The 19,575-nt window shown below is 36.1% G+C and carries 15 protein-coding genes; 9 read left to right on the top strand and 6 right to left on the bottom strand.

Translation table 11 applies throughout. The features are described 5' to 3' along the window. Positions 1 to 9 precede the first annotated feature (9 nt). Positions 10 to 2,010: a penicillin-binding protein PBP4(5) gene (gene pbp4 / locus DEX24_RS02370; RefSeq protein ID WP_109304800.1), complete on the bottom strand. Its 2,001-nt coding sequence runs from the start codon at positions 2,008 to 2,010 to the stop codon at positions 10 to 12. A gap of 316 nt (positions 2,011 to 2,326) precedes the next feature. Here pbp4 and DEX24_RS02365 point away from each other — a divergent pair, with 316 nt between their 5' ends. The 6 genes from DEX24_RS02365 (at position 2,327) to DEX24_RS02340 (ending at position 10,250) form a co-directional block, all read left to right on the top strand. Continuing rightward, entirely contained in the window at positions 2,327 to 2,716 is a 390-nt protein-coding gene (locus DEX24_RS02365; protein WP_109304799.1) for a helix-turn-helix domain-containing protein, read from the top strand. Positions 2,717 to 2,877: 161 nt separating this feature from the next. Beyond that, a complete protein-coding gene (mprF, locus tag DEX24_RS02360) occupies positions 2,878 to 5,454 on the top strand; it encodes a bifunctional lysylphosphatidylglycerol flippase/synthetase MprF (RefSeq protein WP_109304798.1) in 2,577 nt (858 codons plus the stop codon). A 26-nt stretch (positions 5,455 to 5,480) separates the two neighbouring features. Further along, positions 5,481 to 6,578: an amidohydrolase gene (locus DEX24_RS02355; protein WP_109304797.1), complete on the top strand. Its 1,098-nt coding sequence runs from the start codon at positions 5,481 to 5,483 to the stop codon at positions 6,576 to 6,578. 505 nt (positions 6,579 to 7,083) lie between these two features. Beyond that, entirely contained in the window at positions 7,084 to 8,520 is a 1,437-nt protein-coding gene (nhaC, locus tag DEX24_RS02350; protein WP_109304796.1) for a Na+/H+ antiporter NhaC, read from the top strand. Between the two features lie 144 nt (positions 8,521 to 8,664). Further along, positions 8,665 to 8,970, top strand: coding sequence for an ArsR/SmtB family transcription factor (locus DEX24_RS02345; RefSeq protein WP_109304795.1), 306 nt, complete (start codon positions 8,665 to 8,667; stop codon positions 8,968 to 8,970). Continuing rightward, the gene (locus tag DEX24_RS02340; RefSeq protein WP_109304794.1) at positions 8,961 to 10,250 is read left to right on the top strand and encodes an arsenic transporter; all 1,290 of its coding nucleotides are present in this window, start codon (positions 8,961 to 8,963) and stop codon (positions 10,248 to 10,250) included. Before DEX24_RS02345 ends, DEX24_RS02340 begins: the two co-directional genes overlap by 10 nt. Before the next feature lie 48 nt (positions 10,251 to 10,298). Here the strand turns inward: DEX24_RS02340 and DEX24_RS02335 are convergent, their stop codons facing one another. Continuing rightward, on the bottom strand, positions 10,299 to 11,513 hold the full coding sequence (locus tag DEX24_RS02335; protein WP_109304793.1) for an HTH domain-containing protein: 1,215 nt from the start codon (positions 11,511 to 11,513) through the stop codon (positions 10,299 to 10,301). Between the two features lie 79 nt (positions 11,514 to 11,592). Here DEX24_RS02335 and DEX24_RS02330 point away from each other — a divergent pair, with 79 nt between their 5' ends. The 3 genes from DEX24_RS02330 to DEX24_RS02320 all read left to right on the top strand — a co-directional run bounded on the left by DEX24_RS02330 (position 11,593) and on the right by DEX24_RS02320 (position 14,440). Next, positions 11,593 to 12,705: a mandelate racemase/muconate lactonizing enzyme family protein gene (locus DEX24_RS02330; protein WP_109304792.1), complete on the top strand. Its 1,113-nt coding sequence runs from the start codon at positions 11,593 to 11,595 to the stop codon at positions 12,703 to 12,705. A 14-nt stretch (positions 12,706 to 12,719) separates the two neighbouring features. After that, positions 12,720 to 13,400 (top strand): N-acetyltransferase, encoded by a 681-nt coding sequence (locus DEX24_RS02325; protein WP_109304791.1) that lies wholly within the window; start codon positions 12,720 to 12,722, stop codon positions 13,398 to 13,400. 74 nt (positions 13,401 to 13,474) lie between these two features. Further along, the gene (locus DEX24_RS02320) at positions 13,475 to 14,440 is read left to right on the top strand and encodes a nucleoside hydrolase (RefSeq protein WP_109304790.1); all 966 of its coding nucleotides are present in this window, start codon (positions 13,475 to 13,477) and stop codon (positions 14,438 to 14,440) included. Positions 14,441 to 14,652: 212 nt separating this feature from the next. Here DEX24_RS02320 and DEX24_RS02315 read toward each other — a convergent pair whose 3' ends face one another. The 4 genes from DEX24_RS02315 to pepT all read right to left on the bottom strand — a co-directional run bounded on the left by DEX24_RS02315 (position 14,653) and on the right by pepT (position 19,543). Beyond that, entirely contained in the window at positions 14,653 to 15,933 is a 1,281-nt protein-coding gene (locus tag DEX24_RS02315) for an Nramp family divalent metal transporter (protein WP_109304789.1), read from the bottom strand. Between the two features lie 111 nt (positions 15,934 to 16,044). After that, the gene (locus DEX24_RS02310; RefSeq protein ID WP_109304788.1) at positions 16,045 to 16,755 is read right to left on the bottom strand and encodes a siderophore-iron reductase FhuF; all 711 of its coding nucleotides are present in this window, start codon (positions 16,753 to 16,755) and stop codon (positions 16,045 to 16,047) included. 592 nt (positions 16,756 to 17,347) lie between these two features. Continuing rightward, positions 17,348 to 18,292 carry a DMT family transporter gene (locus tag DEX24_RS02305; RefSeq protein ID WP_109304787.1) on the bottom strand — a complete coding sequence of 315 codons (945 nt, stop codon included), beginning with the start codon at positions 18,290 to 18,292 and terminating at the stop codon, positions 17,348 to 17,350. A 27-nt stretch (positions 18,293 to 18,319) separates the two neighbouring features. After that, positions 18,320 to 19,543: a peptidase T gene (pepT, locus tag DEX24_RS02300; protein ID WP_109304786.1), complete on the bottom strand. Its 1,224-nt coding sequence runs from the start codon at positions 19,541 to 19,543 to the stop codon at positions 18,320 to 18,322. Positions 19,544 to 19,575 lie beyond the last annotated feature (32 nt).

The following is a 19,575-nucleotide window of genomic DNA, read 5'->3' as shown; positions in this document are numbered from 1 at the left end:
ATCGACCCCTTATTTTTCATTATATGTCAGTTTTTCTAGCTCTGGAATCAAATCTTTTGCCAATTCAGTGGCTGTTGAACCAGTTTTTTTATGATTTTCTACAACTGAAACACTTATATAATTTTTCTTTTGTGCATCAAATACCATGAGGAAACTATTTTGAATACCTTCTGTACCTTGTTCAAGTTTTAATTCAGCGGTCCCTGTTTTTGCAGCAAGTGTATATTGATTACTTGCTAATAAATGAGCTGTTCCTTTTTTACTCGATACGACTTTTTTCAAGGCAGTATTCACTTGGTTGATCGCTTTTTTAGAAGCAGCCTGAGAAGTTACTGATTTTTCCCCATATATAATATGTGGACGCACAATTTTACCATCATTAGCAAAGGCACTATAAGCGACAGCTTGTTGGATAGGTGACATCAATAGCTGTCCTTGTCCATACGCTGTATCTGCTAATAATATATCATTATTAAATTTTTTGTCGCTAGAAATTTGAGCTGGTTCCATTGCAAATGGTAAATCATAGTCTTGTCCAAAACCAAATTTTTCAAAACCTGCACGCAGTTTTTTCTCTCCGAGTGCTAAGCCTTCTTGAGCAAAGAAAATATTATCTGATTCGACGAGTGCCATCTCAAAGTCAACTACCGGATTGGCCGTGACACGCGTTACTTTATATTTACCCCAAGAAGCATTTTTTTGCCACTGTAACCCAGAAATTTTCCGCTGTGTTTTGGTTGTTAATATGCCGCTATCTAAACCAACTGCTGCTGTAATAGCTTTCATCGTTGAACCAGGAGCATATCGTTGAGCAAAGCGACTCATGAACGGATTGTTTTTGTTATTGGCATATTGATCATATGCCTTTTGTGAAATACCGCGAACCATTTGATTAGGATCAAATGATGGCTTTGATACGAGTGCTATTAAAGCACCGGTCTTTGGCTGCATAATGACATTTGAACCAGCAGCTTTTTCTAAATCATGATAGGCCCTTTTTTGTATGAATGCATCGATGGTTAATTTGATCGTTTGGCCATTTTCCACTTCAGATTTTAAGAGCACGTCCTTCACTTTACCAGCTTCATCAGTTAAAGAAATGGTACCACCATCCATACCACGCAGTTGTGCATCATATGCACGCTCAAGCCCCGCTTTACCAATGATCGCTTCGGTGTTTAGAGATGGCTTTTTCTTGATGTCTTCGGCTGTTACTTTACCAGTGTAACCAATTAAGTTTGCCGCGGCCTCTCCAAGTGGATAATAGCGTGTTTCAGTCGCTTTATATTGCAATCCAGTTACTTTGCGCACATCTTCATCTGCTACAACTTTTAACGGTACGAATAAAAATTCTTTTACCCAAGCTTTATTTAAATGAGCTTCAATTGTTGTGACAGGCATGTCTAAAAAGCGAGAAATGGCTGCTATATTTTTTTTTCGTTCTGCTCCATTCCCCAGTTCCTTTGGAATAATTCCTGCCTGGAATGCTTTTTGTTGTGTAGCCAAAGCCATATTATTGGCATCGACTATACTGCCTCGTATTGCAGCTTTATTAGACAATGATATCTTGTCTGTAGCCTTCATATTTGGGAAGATTAGATTAGGTTGCCAGGCAATTTTATAATCAACATCTTCTTTTACGATTTTTGCTCTATAGTTAAATTTTGTTGTTTTGCCGATGGTTGTATGGAGTTGCATCGAATACGTAAGTACCATATTTTCGACATGAATATTAGAAATTTTTACTTTTTCAACACCTAGGCCAGAAAAAATAGTCGTATATTTAGCCGTTAATTCTTCGGCGGAATAATTTTGTTTTTTTAATGAACTTGCTGTTGTTAAAGTAGCTATTTGCTCAAACTCTTGATTTTTTAAAGAAGAAATCCATTGTTGAGCAATTTTTTCTTGGGCATTATTATTTTTTTCATGCGTCAAAATAAAATAGCCTCCAATGAGTAGTACCAATGCAAAAATGGAAGAAATAGCTATTATTAATGTACGTTTATTCATCTAGACGTACCTCCTTTAATTGTATTATGAGGGAAAAAATTTATTTATGCACAAACAAACTTCATGTCTTTTTTATAAAATTTCGAAAAAAATAAAAAAATAATCGAAAAATGCGTTATTTTCTTCAAAAGTATATTATAATTCTATTTAAGGAATAAAAACTGTAAAAATGACATATGCATATTTTTGCTTATTTAGGAAAATATAATAATGAGACTGTTGGGGAATGGGGTTCATTAGTGTTTTTTACTACATATTTATATCCTATCAATTCACCTGTTAAATTTTGAACTTAAATAAGAAAGGGGGAGTAATTATGTTTGATCAATATGCTTTTGGTGAACAGTTAAAATTATTGCGTGAGTTAAGTAATCATTCGATGTTGTCTTTAGCAAAAGAAATTGGCACTTCGGCAAGTCGTATTAAGAGCTGGGAGGTGGGGGAAAGCGTGCCTTCAGCAAAATGGATTGTACGTTTAAGCCAAGCTTTAAAAATTTCAGCAGACGATTTACTACTCAATATTATGAGCGATGTACCAATGCCGCAAAATGATATTGAATATAGTAGAAGAAAAAATGTATTACTTCGAGATTTAAGTTCCATCTTACCGGAATTAACGAAGCAAGATTTGCTAGAATTATATACGCTTGCTGAAATTAAAATCACCGTTAAGAAAGATCTAGTAGAAGACGCTGTACGAGCATAAACGGAAAAGCCTTTGATCTCCAGTAGATTAAAGGCTTTTTAAATGCCAAAATTACATAGCCAGAAAAATTAAATAGTATAAAAATAGCGAACGACAAGAGCATTTTTTTCGTCATAACTGTATAGTAGTTACTATAAGTAAATTTTGAGTGGGTGAGAAGAGTGAAAGTAAATCGTACGAAAATTTTTCAGTGGTTGAAAATAATATTACCAATTCTATTAATGCTCTTTGCAATCCATGAAATCGGGAAAATTATAAAAGAAGCAAACGGTGAGAAAATTGCCAGTGAGCTGGGTGCTATCGATGTAAGAACCTTAGCTTTAATTGCAATCATTCCACTGATTTTAGCTTTCCCTATGTTTTTCTATGATTATTTCATCGTAAAGAAACTTCAATTAAAAATACCGATCAAACGCTTATTAAAAGAATCTTTAATTATCAATTCTTTTTCAAATTTAATTGGTTTTGGTGGTTTAGTAGGGGTATTATTGCGAACGCATTACTTCAAAAAACCAGAAATGGATAATACAACATTTTTTAAAATGATTGCTTCTGTTACGCTGTATTATTTAGCTGGTATTTCATTATTTGCTGATTTATTACTTCTTTTCTTCTGGGATTTAAAACTGTTTGCTGAGCATCCATTTTTATTGGCAGTGGCTGGTTTTATTGGCTTATATACGCCCTTCCTTTTTGTAAAGGCTGCTATTCAATTTTATAGAAAAAAAGCAACTGGTAAGCAAATACTCGGTGACTTTGCATTAATTGGCGTGTCCGTTATTGAATGGTTAGGTGCTTTTTGTATGCTCGTTATTTTAACGAAATTATTGCATATCGATGTTGCTCTAATTGAACTATGGCCGACATTTGTCATCGCTTCAGCGGCTGGAATTGTCAGCATGATTCCGGGTGGATTAGGTTCCTTTGACCTTGTATTCATTTGGGGAGCTACAAGTTTGAATATCCCATCTGAATCCGTGTTAGTTCTACTTTTATTTTATCGCATCGGCTATTATGTAATTCCATTTATTGCAGGTCTTTTACTCTTCATCAGAGATATCTGGGGTTCCTTTAATGTTGGGTACAATAAAATTCCGAATGCTCTACTTGAAAAAACAACGCATATTGTCTCGACAGCATTGGTGTTTTTAGCGGGAATGGCGTTATTGATTTCATCAGCAGCACCAGGAGCAGTAGAAAAGCTAAAATATGTACGTGAAATTATGACCTTGCCCTTTGTCAATATGTCGCATCAGATTTCTGTTATAACAGGCTTTTTATTATTAGCATTATCAAATGGTATTTCGTATAAGGATAAGCGCTCCTTTAAGTTAACCTTGTTTGTACTCATTTTTGCTGCAGCACTTTTTATTTTAAAAGGGGTACAATATCGTCAAGCTCTCTTTATGTTATTCATAGCAGTGTTGCTCTATTTATCAAAAAATCGTTTTTATCGCAAAAGCTATGTTGAAACATGGGGACGTAGTATTTTAAATACAGTGATCATTGGTATGATTATAGTCGGTTACCTTATATTGGGCATTTTAGCGCATGAAGATTCAGCATTTAAGCTATCGGATAAAATTCAAGCCTTGCTCATTACTGACTCTGGAGATCTATTTAGAAGTGCCGCCATCGGTATCGCAGTCATTATTATAGTTGTAATCGTAGAAGGATGGATGCGTCGTCGCGCACAATTTAAAAAAACATCGATGGCAAGTATTCAATTGGAAGTAATCGAACATATTCAAAGATATGGTGGCAAAGAATTGACCAATTTCATACAATATGAGGAACAATTTGTTTTTTGGAATACGGAACGCACCGTGCTATTTCCGTATAGAGTATCCGCAGATAAATTAATCGTTCTCGGCGATTTGATTGGTGAACAACAACATTTTAAAAAAGCGGTAGAGGAATTCATTGATTTCGCAGATTTATATGGTTATACACCTGTTTTCTATGAAGTTAGCGATCAATTTATTCCTTATTTATATGGTTATGGCTACAATTTCTTTCGATTAGGTGAAGAGGGGTATGTTGATATAAAGGGAGAATTTATGGACGATTTTTCGAAATTTAAATTCGAACGTATTTCGACTGAGATGGCGGAAGCGGGTTATCAGTATGAATTGTTAAAAGCCCCATTTACGCATGAATTTGCTTTACAATTGGACGAGCTTTCTAAAAAATGGCGTAAATATGAAAATCAATCGACGCAAATATTTTTAGATGAAAATACGTTGAATCATAGCTCTATAGCAATTATTCGCAATAGAGAACATCAAATAGTAGCATTTGCAAATTTGACGCCATATTACGACCATATGGAAACAATCTCAATTAGTGTATTGCGTTCTATGCACTCAGAATTACCGCAACAAGCAATGGATTATTTATTGACGAATATACTACTATCAGCAAAAGAAGAAGGATACAGCCGTATTAATGTTGGTATGACCTATATGAAACATGTCGGTGTATCCAAATATGCTGGTGTTTCTGAAAAGATTGCTGCTCAAATACTAGTAGATGGACAGGAACCACGTTATCAACATGATATGCAAGATACGAAAGAAAACTATGCTAATAGTTGGTCGCCAAAATATATTGCGTATCGCAAGCGTGTTTTCTTACCATTTACGATGATTCAGATTATGATGTTAATTGGAGATAATAAATTTTCTAATTTTAGAAATCAAATTACCGCTGCGCGCAATTCGAGAAAGCGCACATAAAAGTAAGAAATGTATGAGGTGTAAATATGTTAATTGATGAACAAATAGTTGCCTGGTTCGATCATTTCCATGCGAATCCAGAAGTAAGTTGGAAAGAGTTCGAAACGACGAAAAAAATTGCCTCAATCATGGAGGAACTTGCTATTCCATATCGCTTATTCGGCGATGTACCGGGTCTTGTTGCGGAAATAGGCGAAGGCGATGAGGTTGTTGCTGTACGAGCTGATATAGATGCTCTTTGGCAGGAAGTTGATGGTGTATGGCAAGCCAATCATTCATGTGGACATGATGCCAATATTACAATGGTTTTAGGTGCATTATTACATTTACGCCAACAAAAACTAACGCATAAAGTCCGCTTTATATTCCAACCAGCTGAAGAACTAGGGAACGGTGCTGTTGCTGCTTTTGAACATGGGGCAGTCGATGATGTATCTCATTTATTTGGTGTCCATTTAAGACCCATTGAAGAACTTCCTTTAGGTAAAATAGCACCTGCTATTCATCATGGAGCAGCGTATTTCTTAGAAGGAATTATAAAAGGCGATGATGCTCATGGCGCTAGGCCACATCAAGGAAATAATGCAATCGATCTAATCATGGCTGTAAACCAAATGATACACAGTTTACATTTCTCGCCATTTGAACCACATTCAGCAAAACTAACAAAAATTATTGCAGATGGTGGTAGTACAAATATTATACCTGGCGGTGCCGTGTTCGAAATGGATATTCGTGCTCAAAGCAATCAGTTATTAAATGATATGAAAATAGCTATTGAGCGTGGATTAACAGCCATTTCACAACAGTTTAATAGTGATATTACTTGGCGTTTTTATGATTTCACACCAGGAGCAGAAGTGTCTGCTGATGCTACAGCTATGGCTAAAGAAGCGATTATTGAAGTATTAGGTGAGCCATATTTAGCACCGGAAATTCATACACCGGGCGCAGATGATTTCCATTTTTATACAGTTAAAAAACCACAGTTAAAAGCGGCGATGATTGGTATAGGAGCTAATCTTTCTCCTGGTTTACATCACCCGAAAATGACTTTTGATCGTACAGCTTTATTAGATGCAGCTCGTGTTTTAGCACAAATTTTAGCGAAAACACCTCAATAAAAAATAACCTCAGAAATCATAATGGTTTCTGAGGTTATTTTTATGGTTCTCTACTATTTGCGAAAGCTATTATTGTAAAAAATCCTTTTTAATTTATCCAAGTTAATTTTTTTGCACTGCTATTCAAGAGCAATTAAAGTAGGTAGTTGCTATTTTTATGCAAAGATAGTAACTGGCACCATCAAGAGATTATCAGCTGTTATAGTATGAATAATTATTGCTATATATGTATTTTAAAGTAATTAATGAAAGCGTATTCATTAATGTGGATAAAAAAACAATACAGAAAAATAGGTTTTAATTGTTTTTTTATTATATTAAATGAATTTTTATGCATATAGATAGAATGATTGAAATAGCTACTTTAGTGCAAAATATTCTTATTTGTAATCGCTTAAATGCTATTTTAATGCAAATTTTTTGCATTGACGATTTTAAAATTTCACTATAAAGTGTATAAAAGATGATGAATTTGATTTTTCTGACAAACTAAAGGGGTGTTTTCATGAAAAAAACAATAAAAGCAAGATGGACAATTATTACGTTTCTTATTATGATGACGACAATGTTAATATGTGTTGCGGTATTGAAACAAAGTCCGCATATACCATTACTTGTCGGAACAGTTGTAGCAGCAATTGTTGCATTGGCTCATGGCTTTAAATGGCGAGAAGTAGAAGAGATGATGTATAAAGGGATTAAACTCGCACTACCAGCAATTGTTATAATTATTTTAGTTGGATTAACGATTGGTGCTTGGGTAGGCGGAGGCGTTGTTGCAACGATGATTTTCTACGGTTTAAAATTAATTTCACCAGGGTGGTTTCTTGTAACGATTTTATTGCTCTGTGCCATTGTATCTTTAGCAATTGGTAGTTCGTGGTCGACGATGGCCACAATTGGTGTAGCAGGAATGGGTATTGGTTTATCAATGGGGATACCAGCACCAATGATTGCTGGAGCGGTCATCTGTGGTGCTTATTTTGGGGATAAAATGTCACCGTTATCAGATACGACTAATCTAGCAGCTGGTTTAACGGGCACAAATTTATTTGAACATATACGACATATGTTATATACAACAATACCTGGCATACTCATCTCGATCATCGTCTTTGCTATTTTAGGACGTCAGTTTGCAGGGATTGATATGAAATCAGAAAATATTTCTACGACTTTAGCGGTATTACAGGATTCATTTACGATTTCACCATGGCTATTACTTGTACCCTTAGCTGTTATTGTCATGGTTGCTAAAAAGGTGCCAGCAATACCCGCGTTAGCGATTGGTATTGTTGTCGGTTTTACACTACATATTTTTGTGCAAGGTGGTTCACCAGCAACTGCATTAAATACATTACAAGAAGGGTATGCTATTGCTTCAGGAAATGCGATGGTTGATCAGTTATTCCAACAAGGTGGCTTAGATAGTATGATGTATACAGTATCGATGACGATTGTTGCGATGACCTTCGGAGGGATACTAGAATTTTCAGGCATGCTCAAATCTTTGTTGGCTATTATTATTAAATTTGCAAAATCGACAGGCAGTCTTGTATTATCAACAATTAGTGCAAGTATCTTTACGAATGCAACCTGTTCAGAACAATATATTTCAATTGTTGTACCATCACGAATGTTTGTAAAAGCATATCGTGATAAAGGGCTACATTCTAAAAATCTTTCACGCGCTTTAGAAGATGGTGGAACATTAACCTCTGTGTTCTTTCCTTGGAATACCTGTGGTGTCTTTATATTTGCTACTTTAGGGGTTAGCGCTTTTGAATATGCACCATATGCTATTTTGAACTTTATCGTACCAATTATTTCAATTATCTACGCATATATTGGTTTTGCAATCGTAAAATTGTCACCAGAGGAATTGGCGCAGGCACAAAAAGATGCCGAAGAAGAAGAAAAATTAGAGGCGAGTTTAACTTAATAAGAACAACGCTTTGAAATCAAATTGATTTCAAAGCGTTTTATTTTTTTTCAGAGTGAATAAAAAAATTAGACAAAGACCCATACGTCATTAAAAATACTGTGGTATTATATAAGTAATCACTTATATATTAGGAGGGGTATTATGTCATTGGAAATTTTAGAACAACAATTAAAGGCTGTAGCAGATGCTAATCGTTTGAAAATAATGGCAGCATTAAAAAATGGCGAGCTTTGTGTGTGTCATATCGTCGAATTTTTAGAAATTTCACAGCCAGCAGTCAGTCAACAAATTAAAAAATTAAAAGAAGCAGGTATTATTGAAGAGCGTAAGGAAGGTACTTGGAAATATTATCGCTTAGCAGATTTGCAACAGCCAGTCATTCAACAAGTACTTGATGAACTGCAAATACTCGAGTTGAAAAGAGGTAGAGCAAGTTCATGTTCATAACAGCTGCAATGCTATTTTTATTCACAATTATTTTAGTTATTTGGCAACCAAAAGGATTGAATATAGGTTGGTCAGCAACAATTGGTGCTGTCATTGCATTAGTGCTTGGCGTTGTAGATTTTTCTGATGTGTTTGACGTTATAAATATTACATGGAACGCAACCTTGTCTTTTGTCGCTATTATTTTAATCTCCTTAATTTTAGATGAAATTGGTTTATTTGAATGGTCAGCATTACATATGGCCAAAATCGCACGTGGTAGTGGTATCAAAATGTTTATTTTTGTTAGCTTATTGGGGGCTATTGTCGCTGCACTCTTTGCCAATGATGGAGCTGCACTAATTTTGACACCAATCGTCCTTGCGATGGTACGAAATCTAAATTTCAATGAAAAAATGATTTTTCCATTTATTATGGCCAGTGGTTTCATTGCTGATACCACATCTTTACCTTTCACAGTTAGTAATCTCGTCAATATCGTATCTGCAGATTATTTCAATATTGGTTTTGCACAATATGCCAAAGTAATGATATTGCCAAATCTATTTTCGATTATCGCAACAATTTCCATTTTATTACTCTATTTCCGCAAATCTATCCCACGTCAATACGACGTAGACAAATTGAAAAAACCATCTGATGCCATACGAGATCATAAATTATTCCGTTTATCATGGTTTATATTGGCGTTTTTAGTGATCGGGTACTTTTTAAGCGAACCGCTGAATATACGCGTATCCTTCGTTGCTTGTACGATTGCGGTACTCTTCTTATTAATTGCAAGGCGGAGTAAGGCTGTTAATACGACAGCCATTATCAAAAATGCACCTTGGAATATTGTTGTTTTTTCAATTGGTATGTATGTCGTTGTCTATGGACTAGGAAATGCTGGATTGACAGAACAACTCGCAAAATTTATCGAATGGTCCGCGGAGCATGGTTTATTTGCAGCAACCATTATTATGGGCTTTTTAGCAGCTATTCTCTCTTCTATTATGAATAATTTACCGACTGTTATGGTTAATGCACTTGCTATTGCAGAGACACATACTTCCGGCGCTACAAGAGATGCGCTCATCTATGCTAATATTATTGGTTCTGATCTTGGTCCGAAAATTACGCCCATTGGTTCACTCGCTACTTTAGTGTGGTTATATGTACTAAGTCTAAAAGGAATCAAAATTTCATGGGGTACTTATTTTAAAACAGGCATTATTTTAACCTTACCGATTTTATTTGTGACGCTCATTGGTTTATATATCACGCTACGCATACTCTAAAAAAAGAGACGAACTACGCCATTTTTTGCTGGAATAGTTCGTCTTTTTTTAGGTGAAATTTAATGTGTAAATGGCACGGGGTCTTCCTTGTTGATAGGTCATTTCTTCACCAATCTGCAAGGCATAATCATTTGCAAGAAGTTTTTTTATCGTTCGTTCCGCGGTACGTCGCGTTACGAATAAATAGTCAGCCAGGTCCTGTGCAGTAAACTGCTCCGATTGGCGATGTTCATTAAAGGCCATTATTTTGGCGATATTTAATGCGCTAAGCTTAGTACGACTTGAAATAATCGCTATTTTGGGATGATCGGTTTTTAATACGAGTGACTGTGCACCATTTGGATAAGGTCCAGTGAGTATGCTTTGGGCATTCAATAAATAAACTTGATTGTTTGTTGAAAATTTAGTCGCTTCATTCGCATGATGTAATGCCTCAACAATCGATTCACCATAACCAAAACCAAGTGTAAATGTATATTGAAAGTTGTCTAAAATAGTTTTTAATTGCTCACTTGCTAGTAAGTACTGTAAACGACCTGAAGTAGTATAAATCTCATAGTTATGGTCATCCAGCTGTTTGTAGCTCGCATGAATTTCCTGTGTAAGTGTCAAGAAGGAAGGTGTATCATCAATATGAAGCGTTATTTTCCCTGCGGCTGCTCGATTGGCATTTGATTTATTTAACAAAGCCATTGATTTAATATCGCTTAATTTTTGAAGTAATGCAGACCTTGAGTCTATGACACGTACTGCCGGAATCTGAGCTTTTTGTAATTGCGTATAAACATGATGAACGCTCGTAATCGCCATATCGATTTTTCTTTCTCTATATAATGTTGCATGCTCTTCAAAAAGAGTCGGAGAAGTGGTTTGTAAAACGTATGGAGAAACCTCTTCTAAATGAATATCAGATAGAATATTCGATACAAATTCGGGTTTCACGACATCGATGGAGAGACGCCCTAAACAGATTTCATGACGAGCAATAGTAGCCAGTAAAGTAGTTGATACAGATGATTCATCTTGCTCTAAATAATAGTAAGGGGTTTGCCATATTTTTAAACGTTCAGCTACTTCTAAATAGGGAAGTAGACCTCCGATTACTAGGACGTCAGCAGGTTGTAATTCATCTAATAAGTTATTTGCATCCTGCGGCTGACTATAAATATAAAAATCTATTTGAAAATCACTGATTGTTTGTGCGATACTAGAAACATATTCTTTATAGGCTTGGGAGCAAATGAGTGCAATTTTAATGTGCATATTAAATCATCCTTTGAGCTTTTTATTTAGATTATTAAACGACTAATTAACGACATTATAACATAGGAGTGTATTATACATGAAAATCAAAGAAATAGAACTATTCGCAATCAATTTACCTTTAATTGATCCCTTTATTATTAGCTATGCAACCTATGATTCAATCCAATCAATCATTGTAAAAATGACAACGGATGATGGTTATATTGGTTTTGGTGAAGCAGTACCAGATGAACATATTACGGGTGAGACATGGGAAGGGACATTCCAAGTATTGAAAAATCATTTGGCACCAGCGGTTATTGGTTTAGATCCACGTCAATTTGAAAAATTACACGATCTGATGGATCATATTGTAAAACCAGCACCAGCGGCAAAAGCCGCAATCGATATTGCCTGCTTTGATATTGCAGGGAAATCGATGAATGTGCCAGTATACCAACTATTAGGTGGACGCTACCATGAAAAGTTCCCGATTACGCATGTTTTATCAATTGGTGAACCACAAAAAATGGCAGATGAAGCAGCTGCTAAAATGGCAATGGGTTATGATTCTTTCAAAATGAAGGTTGGCACGAATGTGAAAACCGATGTAGAACGTATTAAAGCAGTGCGAGCACGCGTAGGAGAAGATATCGCGATCCGTGTGGATGTCAATCAAGGATGGGGTAATGCAGCGACGACACTGACCGCTTTACGCGGTATGGAAGAGTTAAATATAGATTGGCTGGAGCAACCTGTGATGGACAATGATATAGATGGTTTAGTAGAGATTAAAGCAAAATCAGCTATTCCACTCATGATCGATGAAGGTTTACGCAACGAACGTGATATGCGTGAAGTAATCGCTAAGCGAGCTGCAGATAAAGCAAATATAAAATTGATGAAATGTGGCGGTATTTATCCAGCAATGAAGTTAGCTGTAATGGCAGAGATGGCAGGTATTGAATGCCAAGTCGGCTCAATGGTAGAATCATCAGTTGGTTCAGCAGCAGGATTTCATGTAGCATTTTCAAAAAAAATTATGGGTAGTGTCGAATTAACAGGTCCGTTAAAATTCTCTAAAGATATTGGCAACTTAAAATATGATGTTCCATTTATCGAATTAACAGATAAACCCGGACTAGGTATCGATGTTGATGAAGCCGTTTTAGCTGAACTTACAGTATTCTCAGAAAAAATTACAGCGTAAGAGGTGCAAAAATCATGACAATTATTACGGAGGGATTTTTAGGTGATACAGCCTATTCTGTCCGCCATTTATCCATGCAAGATTTAGTTGATATTGAAGCATTACAAGAAAAAGTATATGCCGCTTTGCCAGATCAAAGTGTATTACAACCACTTAGTACGAAAGAATTTGAAGAAATTTTACTTCAAGAGCGTATGATGCTTGGTGTGTTCGTTGACGATGATATGATTGGTTTTCGTGCGTTGGTAGAACCACCAGTTGATGCTGAACATTTAGGTTATGATTGTGGAATTGCAGAGGCAGATTTTCCACGCGTATTATATCAAGAAATATCAAATGTATCACCAGATTTTAGAGGTTTTGGTTTACAAAAGAAAATGGCCAAATGGTCGATGGAGCATATTGATATTTCCCGCTATGATTATATTTGTTCAACTGTCAAACCGGGTAATATTCCAAGTTTAAAAGACAAATTTTCACAAAATTTAATCGTGCGTGCTTTAAAGATAAAATATGTAGATAAGCTACGCTATGTCTTTTTTAAAGACTTAACAGCCACGCCAAAAACATATGAATTTCAAGTGATGATGGATATGAATGATATAGCAGGACAGCAACAATTACTGCAAGATGGCTATGTTGGAACAGGGATGGAGTCGTTTGAAAACCAGTGGTTTGTCCGTTTTGAAAAATAAATTGTTTTTTCTAGTGAAATGCGCTCGTAAAGAAGATACAATGAGTGTATTCAATGGATAGGAGTGTTTCATAAATGACTAAAATCCCTATAATAATAGATTGCGATCCAGGTATCGACGATACGATGATGCTAACATTGGCTTTTGCCCGACCAGAATTAGATATTAAACTAGTAACGGTGGAAGCTGGTAACTTAACAATTGATAAAACAGCATATAATACACTAAGTTTTCTATCATATATTAAGGAAGATAAAGTGGAAGTAGCGTTAGGTTTAGAAAAACCAATGTTCCGCGTCCAAGAAGTTGCTGAAGATATTCACGGTGAAGGTGGGCTTGGCAATGTGAAATGGGCGGATCCGACTTTTGAGGCAAGTAAACGACCAGCTATTCAAGCGATGTATGAAACATTAATGACCGCACAACAACCAATTACTATTGTTGCTACAGGACCTTTAACAAATATTGCAGCATTATTACTTGCCCACCCGGAAGTGAAACCATTTATTAAAGAAATATCATGGATGGGTGGTGCAGCTGTTGGTGGTAATATGTCAACAGTAGCAGAATTCAATGCCTATGTAGATCCACATGCAGTCGAGCTTGTATTCCGTTCAGGTGTGCCAGTTATTATGAGCGGTTTAGACGTTACACATAAAGCATATATTACAAGAGAAGAAATGAATGAGCTAAGCCATTTAGGAACAGATTTTGCAAAAAAAGTTGCTGAAATGATGAATTTCTATACGTTTACACAATCGCAAACTCCTTTTAACGCACCAGATTTTGAAAAACAAATTCGTGTCCATGATGTTTGTGCCATTGCTTGTCTGATTGAACCTACGATGTTTACAGGCGATGATTATTTTGTTGAGGTCGAACTAGAAGGCAGACTGACACAAGGTACAACACTTGTTGATTATGCGAAAAAGACAGGTAAAACGCCAAATGTCCATGTCTTACATTCAGTAGATCGTGCAGCATTTATTACATGTTTCTTTGATGCGATTACGACAATTGGTAAAAAAATAGCGCAATAAATTAGTTAGAGATTATGTTGACTTGGTAGATTTGTTTCATGTGAAACGTAAAAAGGCGATACGATCTCAACAAATTGACAGGAATTTCTGTGTCAAGACGCATGAGTACAACGCTAAATAAACTATAAAACCCGTATGATGCCAAAAAATCATACGGGTTTTATAGTATTCAAAATAGATCTTTTTTATATGGGTACTGTAAGTTGATTCAGTTAAGAGAAAAATAAATCTTTTATGGATGTGTAGAGTAAAAATAAATTAAGTGCAATTGTGATCGTAGCAATTATCCATCCAAGAATTGTTGTGATCTTACTGTTTACAAGTCCGCCCATCAGTTTTTTATTACTTGTGAAAATAATGAGTGGGACGAGGGCAAATGCGATACCAAATGATAGAATAACTTGACTCCAAACAAGTGCTGTCGTCGCATTCAAACCAAGTGCAATAATAACAATAGGTGGTAGCATTGTAATTGTTCTGCGTAAGTAAATAGGAATCCGACGATTGATGAAACCTTGCATGACAACATCACCAGACATTGTACCAACAGCTGAACTCGCTAACCCGGCAATTAATAAGCCAAGACCAAATGAAATAGCTGCAAAAGGTCCTAGTATATTGCCAAGTTCCGTATAGGCAACATCCAAATCTTTAACGTCCATACCTTTTGAATGAAAAATAGCAGCTGCAATAATAAGCATGGCCATATTTATAGCACCTGCAATAATCATTGCGATTACAATATCAATAAATTCAAATTTAAATATTTTTTTCTTTTCTAGATCATTGCGCCCAACTACGCGATGCTGTGTCAATGATGAGTGCAAGTAAATTGCATGTGGCATAACTGTAGCACCTAAAATACCAGTAGCAAGCAAGATTGAATTGACGTCACCAAATTGTGGTAGAAATCCGCCAATGATATCGCCAGCACTAGGTTCCGCTAAAAATGTTTGGAAAGCAAAAGCTAATACGACGATTAATACTAGACCGGAAATAAGGGCTTCAAATGTTCTGACGCCTCGACGTTGTAATTCTAAAATGCCAAATGATGCGATAGCAGTAATGATTGCAGCAGGCAACATGGGGATATTAAATATCAAATAGAGTCCAAGAGCCGCACCGATAAACTCAGCCAAGTCGGTGGCTATAATGACGAGTTCTGCTTGAATCCACAATAAAACGGCTGTTTTTTTTGAAAAGCGATCTCGCGAAACTTCCGGTAAATTTCGACCAGTAGCTATACCAAGTTTTGCCGACAACGATTGAATTAATACAGCCATTAAATTTGATACAACAATCACCCATAACAGCATATAGCCGTACTCTGAGCCGGCTGTTATATTTGTAGCAAAATTACCTGGGTCTATATAAGCAACGGCTGCGATGAAAGCAGGGCCTAAAAATGGTAGTATTTGTCTGAAACCTCTAATTTCCCCTTTTAAAACAGCATCAGCTGATAGCGGCACAGTATTTTTTTTTGTGAAAAACATAAAAATTCCTTCTCTCAATCTAATGTATACTTTAAAATGTTTCCTTCGAGAAACTTATTGTCGTTAGTATAACTTCTGAGCGTGATTTTGTAAAGGAAATGGTCGTTGTTTTTAAATAAGTGGGCAGAAACCACAAGCCATCAAACCAGGTACATCTTTTGAAAAACAACAGCTCTTTCGCACAGGTATATGAATGAGTGTAGAAGGATGATTCCCACCAGTATATTTATGGAAACGTGAAAAGGTACTGAAGTCAGTCCACGTTTTATCATCTTCTAAAAACTTCACATATTCTATGGCTTCTTCTTCAGTAGCTGGATTACTCAATAAAGTATGATAATGCCATAGCAAATAACCAAAAACATTTTCCCAATGTGTTAATGGAGATACTGTCCCCATTTTACGCAGTTGTTGAAAAACATCATCACATTGTGTTTTTAAAATACCTGCAACGGTTTCTTGACGATCTTCTTCGTCAATCATGGTCCAATGTTCGCTACGTGTAAACATACATAAGGAAGGTCTACCATATTCTTCACGAACCCCAAATTCAAGTGCATCAAAAGGCCCGTCCCATAACTCATCATAGACTGTGAGCATATAAAACTGCATGGCAATAAACATACCATATCGTCTTGTAAAATAAGATAAAGCGACAGCATCATTATTATTTTGACTAATAGCTTTTAAGATGTTTTTAGTATCATCTAGCCGTTCTACGTCAAATAATTGTGCTAAATTAAATATTTTTTTTTGTTCATCATCAATATAATTACTATAGCTATTTAGTTGCTGTAGCTGATCTTGTGATAGATTACTCAAATTATGTTCACCCCTTGTACATAATATACACGAAAAATAACGAGGATATCTATTGACTATTTAAATGATAACGATTATCATTATCATATAAACAAAAACTCCTCCTCAAACATGGAATAATACAGAGGAATTATTAGCCGCTTTTCTCCAAAAAAAACGCTAATAAGCTACTATTCATAACCCCCCTCAAATGTTATTGAATAGAACGGCAACCCAACGACAAGATTTCGCCATCTTGTCGTTTTTTCATTTGTACAAATAAAATGAGTATCTGCTAAATAATATAAGACACTTCTTATATGAAGGTGAATGGTCCGTATTAAATGAATGGCAATGCTAAAAATCTTTATTCATTGCCATTATCACAACATAACTCAAGTTCGAACAGAAAAAAATGAGCCTGGGACAGAACAAAAATAGTATATTTCCAATACGAATAATCAAATCAATTGAACGTGCAAAAAACCCCACAGAAATGCAGTGACGAGGCGTTTGAAGCCATGTCTGTTGAAAATATCTTTGTCTCAGGCTCTGGATGATATTTTTTTACAATTCTTAAGTATGGCATCATTTTTTTGAAAAATAAATGCTATTAGGTAGCGTGTTTTTTCCCTGCGAGCATCGTATGGTAGCTATGCAAAAGCATGCCAATCACAATAATAGCGAGCCCAGTTAATGCAAGTGGTGTAGGTAATGGAACACCTAGTAATAACATTTCTCCGATAATGACAAACAGAATTTCCGCTGATTGTGTCGCTTCAACTGCAGCGAGCCTACCTTGATCATGATGGACACGATCTGTTGCAATGAAAAATAATACTGTCGCAATGATACCAGAACTAATACCGACGATAAATGATTGGAATACTTGGCTGCCACTAGGTGCTCCGACAGTAAAGCCGGCATAAATGGCCATAAGAATCCAAGCGGGCATCGACATAATGGTCATACCGAGAACGCGTTGAAAGGTATCCAGACGTCCATCACAAATAGCCATCATTTTACGATTGCCAAGTGGGTAAGCAAAAGCAGCGACCAATACGGGCAAAATACCAAATAGTAAGGATTTCGCTGTAATGGAACTGGCACTAGGGATTTGAATGACAATAATGCCGAGTAAAATAATGCTCGAAATCAACAATGACACAAGTGGGATTTTCTGCCGAATTTTTTGTCCTTTAATATGTAGAAAAAAGAACGGAGCCAATAAAACGCCTGCTATTATTGTAAATTGCCATGTTCCTGATACGAGCCAACCTGGCCCATAGGCCGCAGCAAAGGTTAAGGGAGCATAGAAAAGCACAAAGCCGACAAAACTCCATATTAACCAAGCGCTCGTATTTTTTTTAATCTCTTTTACCATATAGGGCAGCCCTTTACGACTAGCCACGATAATTAACAGGAAGGGAAGCATGAAGAAATAACGTAGCGAAGAACTCCAAAGCCAGCTCCCGCCATCCAGCTCCATTGAATGGTTAAGGATGAACGTCACTGCAAAAAATAAGGAGGCTAGTATGCCAATAGCAATTTCTTTCATCAAATGCTCCTCTCTTAAGGGAAAAGATTAATTTTGTTCGTATAATTTGACGATTTCGATCAGCACTTCAGTTGCTTTTTCCATTGTTTCGCCTGAAACATATTCGTACTTACCGTGCATATTTTCACCGCCAGCAAAAATATTTGGAGTAGGTAGTCCCATGAATGATAATTGTGAGCCGTCCGTGCCACCACGTATTGGTTTAATATCCGCTTTAATATTTAGGTTTTTCATCGCTTGTTCAGCAATATCAACAATGAATTTTACCGGTACAATTTTTTCAGCCATATTGTAATATTGATCATTCATATCAAGTTGAATAGCATCTTCACCATATTCTGCTTGAATGGCAGTGACAGCTTTTTTGATTAATTCTTTTTTGGCTTCGAATTTTTCACGATCGTGATCACGTACGATATAAGATAAAGTTGTTTTTTCAATTGAACCATCAAAATTCATTAAATGGATGAAGCCTTCATAACCAGAAGTTAATTCTGGTACAGCATCTTTTGGCATCATCTCTTGGAATTTGATTGCGGCAGTAATCGAATTTACCATTTTATTTTTTGCACTACCTGGGTGAACATTTGTACCAAAAGTCGTGATTGTAGCACCGGCAGCATTGAAGCTTTCAAATTCTAATTCACCGAGTGGACCACCATCCATCGTGTATGCATAATCCGCATCAAAACGTGCAACATCGAAGGCATGTGGACCACGGCCAATTTCTTCATCGGGTGTAAATGCAACGCGGATTTTACCGTGTTTAATGTCAGGGTTTTTGATGAAGTATTCCATCGCTGTCATAATCTCAGCAATTCCTGCTTTATCATCGGCACCTAAAAGAGTAGTACCATCTGTTGTAATAAGTGTTTGTCCAATATAGTTAGTAAGTTCGGGAAATTGTTTTGGTGATAAAGTAAGATGTTCATTTAGTTTAATATTGCCACCATCATAGTTATCGATACGCTGTGGTTTGACATTTGTACCCGTAAAATCAGTTGTCGTATCTACATGAGCTAAAAATCCTACTGTAGGAATTGCTTTTGTAGTATTTGCAGGCAATGTAGCAAATAAATAACCGTGATCATCGACAGAAACATCAGACATACCAATTTCTTTTAGTTCGGCTTCAAGTACAGTCAATAAATCCCATTGTTTAGCAGTCGATGGTACTGTATTACTTGTATCATCTGATTGTGTATCTATTTTTACATAACGTATTAAGCGTTCAATTACTTGTTCTTTCATATTCATAATCCTCCTAATTGTTTAAGCATTGC

The organism is Kurthia sibirica, assembly GCF_003143975.1.
Taxonomy (GTDB): Bacteria; Bacillota; Bacilli; order Bacillales_A; family Planococcaceae; genus Kurthia; species Kurthia sibirica.
Note: the sequence above shows the minus strand (reverse complement) of the source record. Positions and strands in the feature narration are given on the sequence as shown.

Excerpts from the sequence above, each read along its gene's own strand:
- pbp4 (WP_109304800.1), bottom strand. The coding sequence starts at position 2,010 with ATGAATAAACGTACATTAATAATAGCTATTTCTTCCATTTTTGCATTG.
- DEX24_RS02365 (WP_109304799.1), top strand. The coding sequence starts at position 2,327 with ATGTTTGATCAATATGCTTTTGGTGAACAGTTAAAATTATTGCGTGAG.
- DEX24_RS02355 (WP_109304797.1), top strand. The coding sequence starts at position 5,481 with ATGTTAATTGATGAACAAATAGTTGCCTGGTTCGATCATTTCCATGCG.
- nhaC (WP_109304796.1), top strand. The coding sequence starts at position 7,084 with ATGAAAAAAACAATAAAAGCAAGATGGACAATTATTACGTTTCTTATT.
- DEX24_RS02345 (WP_109304795.1), top strand. The coding sequence starts at position 8,665 with ATGTCATTGGAAATTTTAGAACAACAATTAAAGGCTGTAGCAGATGCT.
- DEX24_RS02340 (WP_109304794.1), top strand. The coding sequence starts at position 8,961 with ATGTTCATAACAGCTGCAATGCTATTTTTATTCACAATTATTTTAGTT.
- DEX24_RS02335 (WP_109304793.1), bottom strand. The coding sequence starts at position 11,513 with ATGCACATTAAAATTGCACTCATTTGCTCCCAAGCCTATAAAGAATAT.
- DEX24_RS02330 (WP_109304792.1), top strand. The coding sequence starts at position 11,593 with ATGAAAATCAAAGAAATAGAACTATTCGCAATCAATTTACCTTTAATT.
- DEX24_RS02325 (WP_109304791.1), top strand. The coding sequence starts at position 12,720 with ATGACAATTATTACGGAGGGATTTTTAGGTGATACAGCCTATTCTGTC.
- DEX24_RS02320 (WP_109304790.1), top strand. The coding sequence starts at position 13,475 with ATGACTAAAATCCCTATAATAATAGATTGCGATCCAGGTATCGACGAT.
- DEX24_RS02315 (WP_109304789.1), bottom strand. The coding sequence starts at position 15,933 with ATGTTTTTCACAAAAAAAAATACTGTGCCGCTATCAGCTGATGCTGTT.
- DEX24_RS02305 (WP_109304787.1), bottom strand. The coding sequence starts at position 18,292 with ATGAAAGAAATTGCTATTGGCATACTAGCCTCCTTATTTTTTGCAGTG.
- pepT (WP_109304786.1), bottom strand. The coding sequence starts at position 19,543 with ATGAAAGAACAAGTAATTGAACGCTTAATACGTTATGTAAAAATAGAT.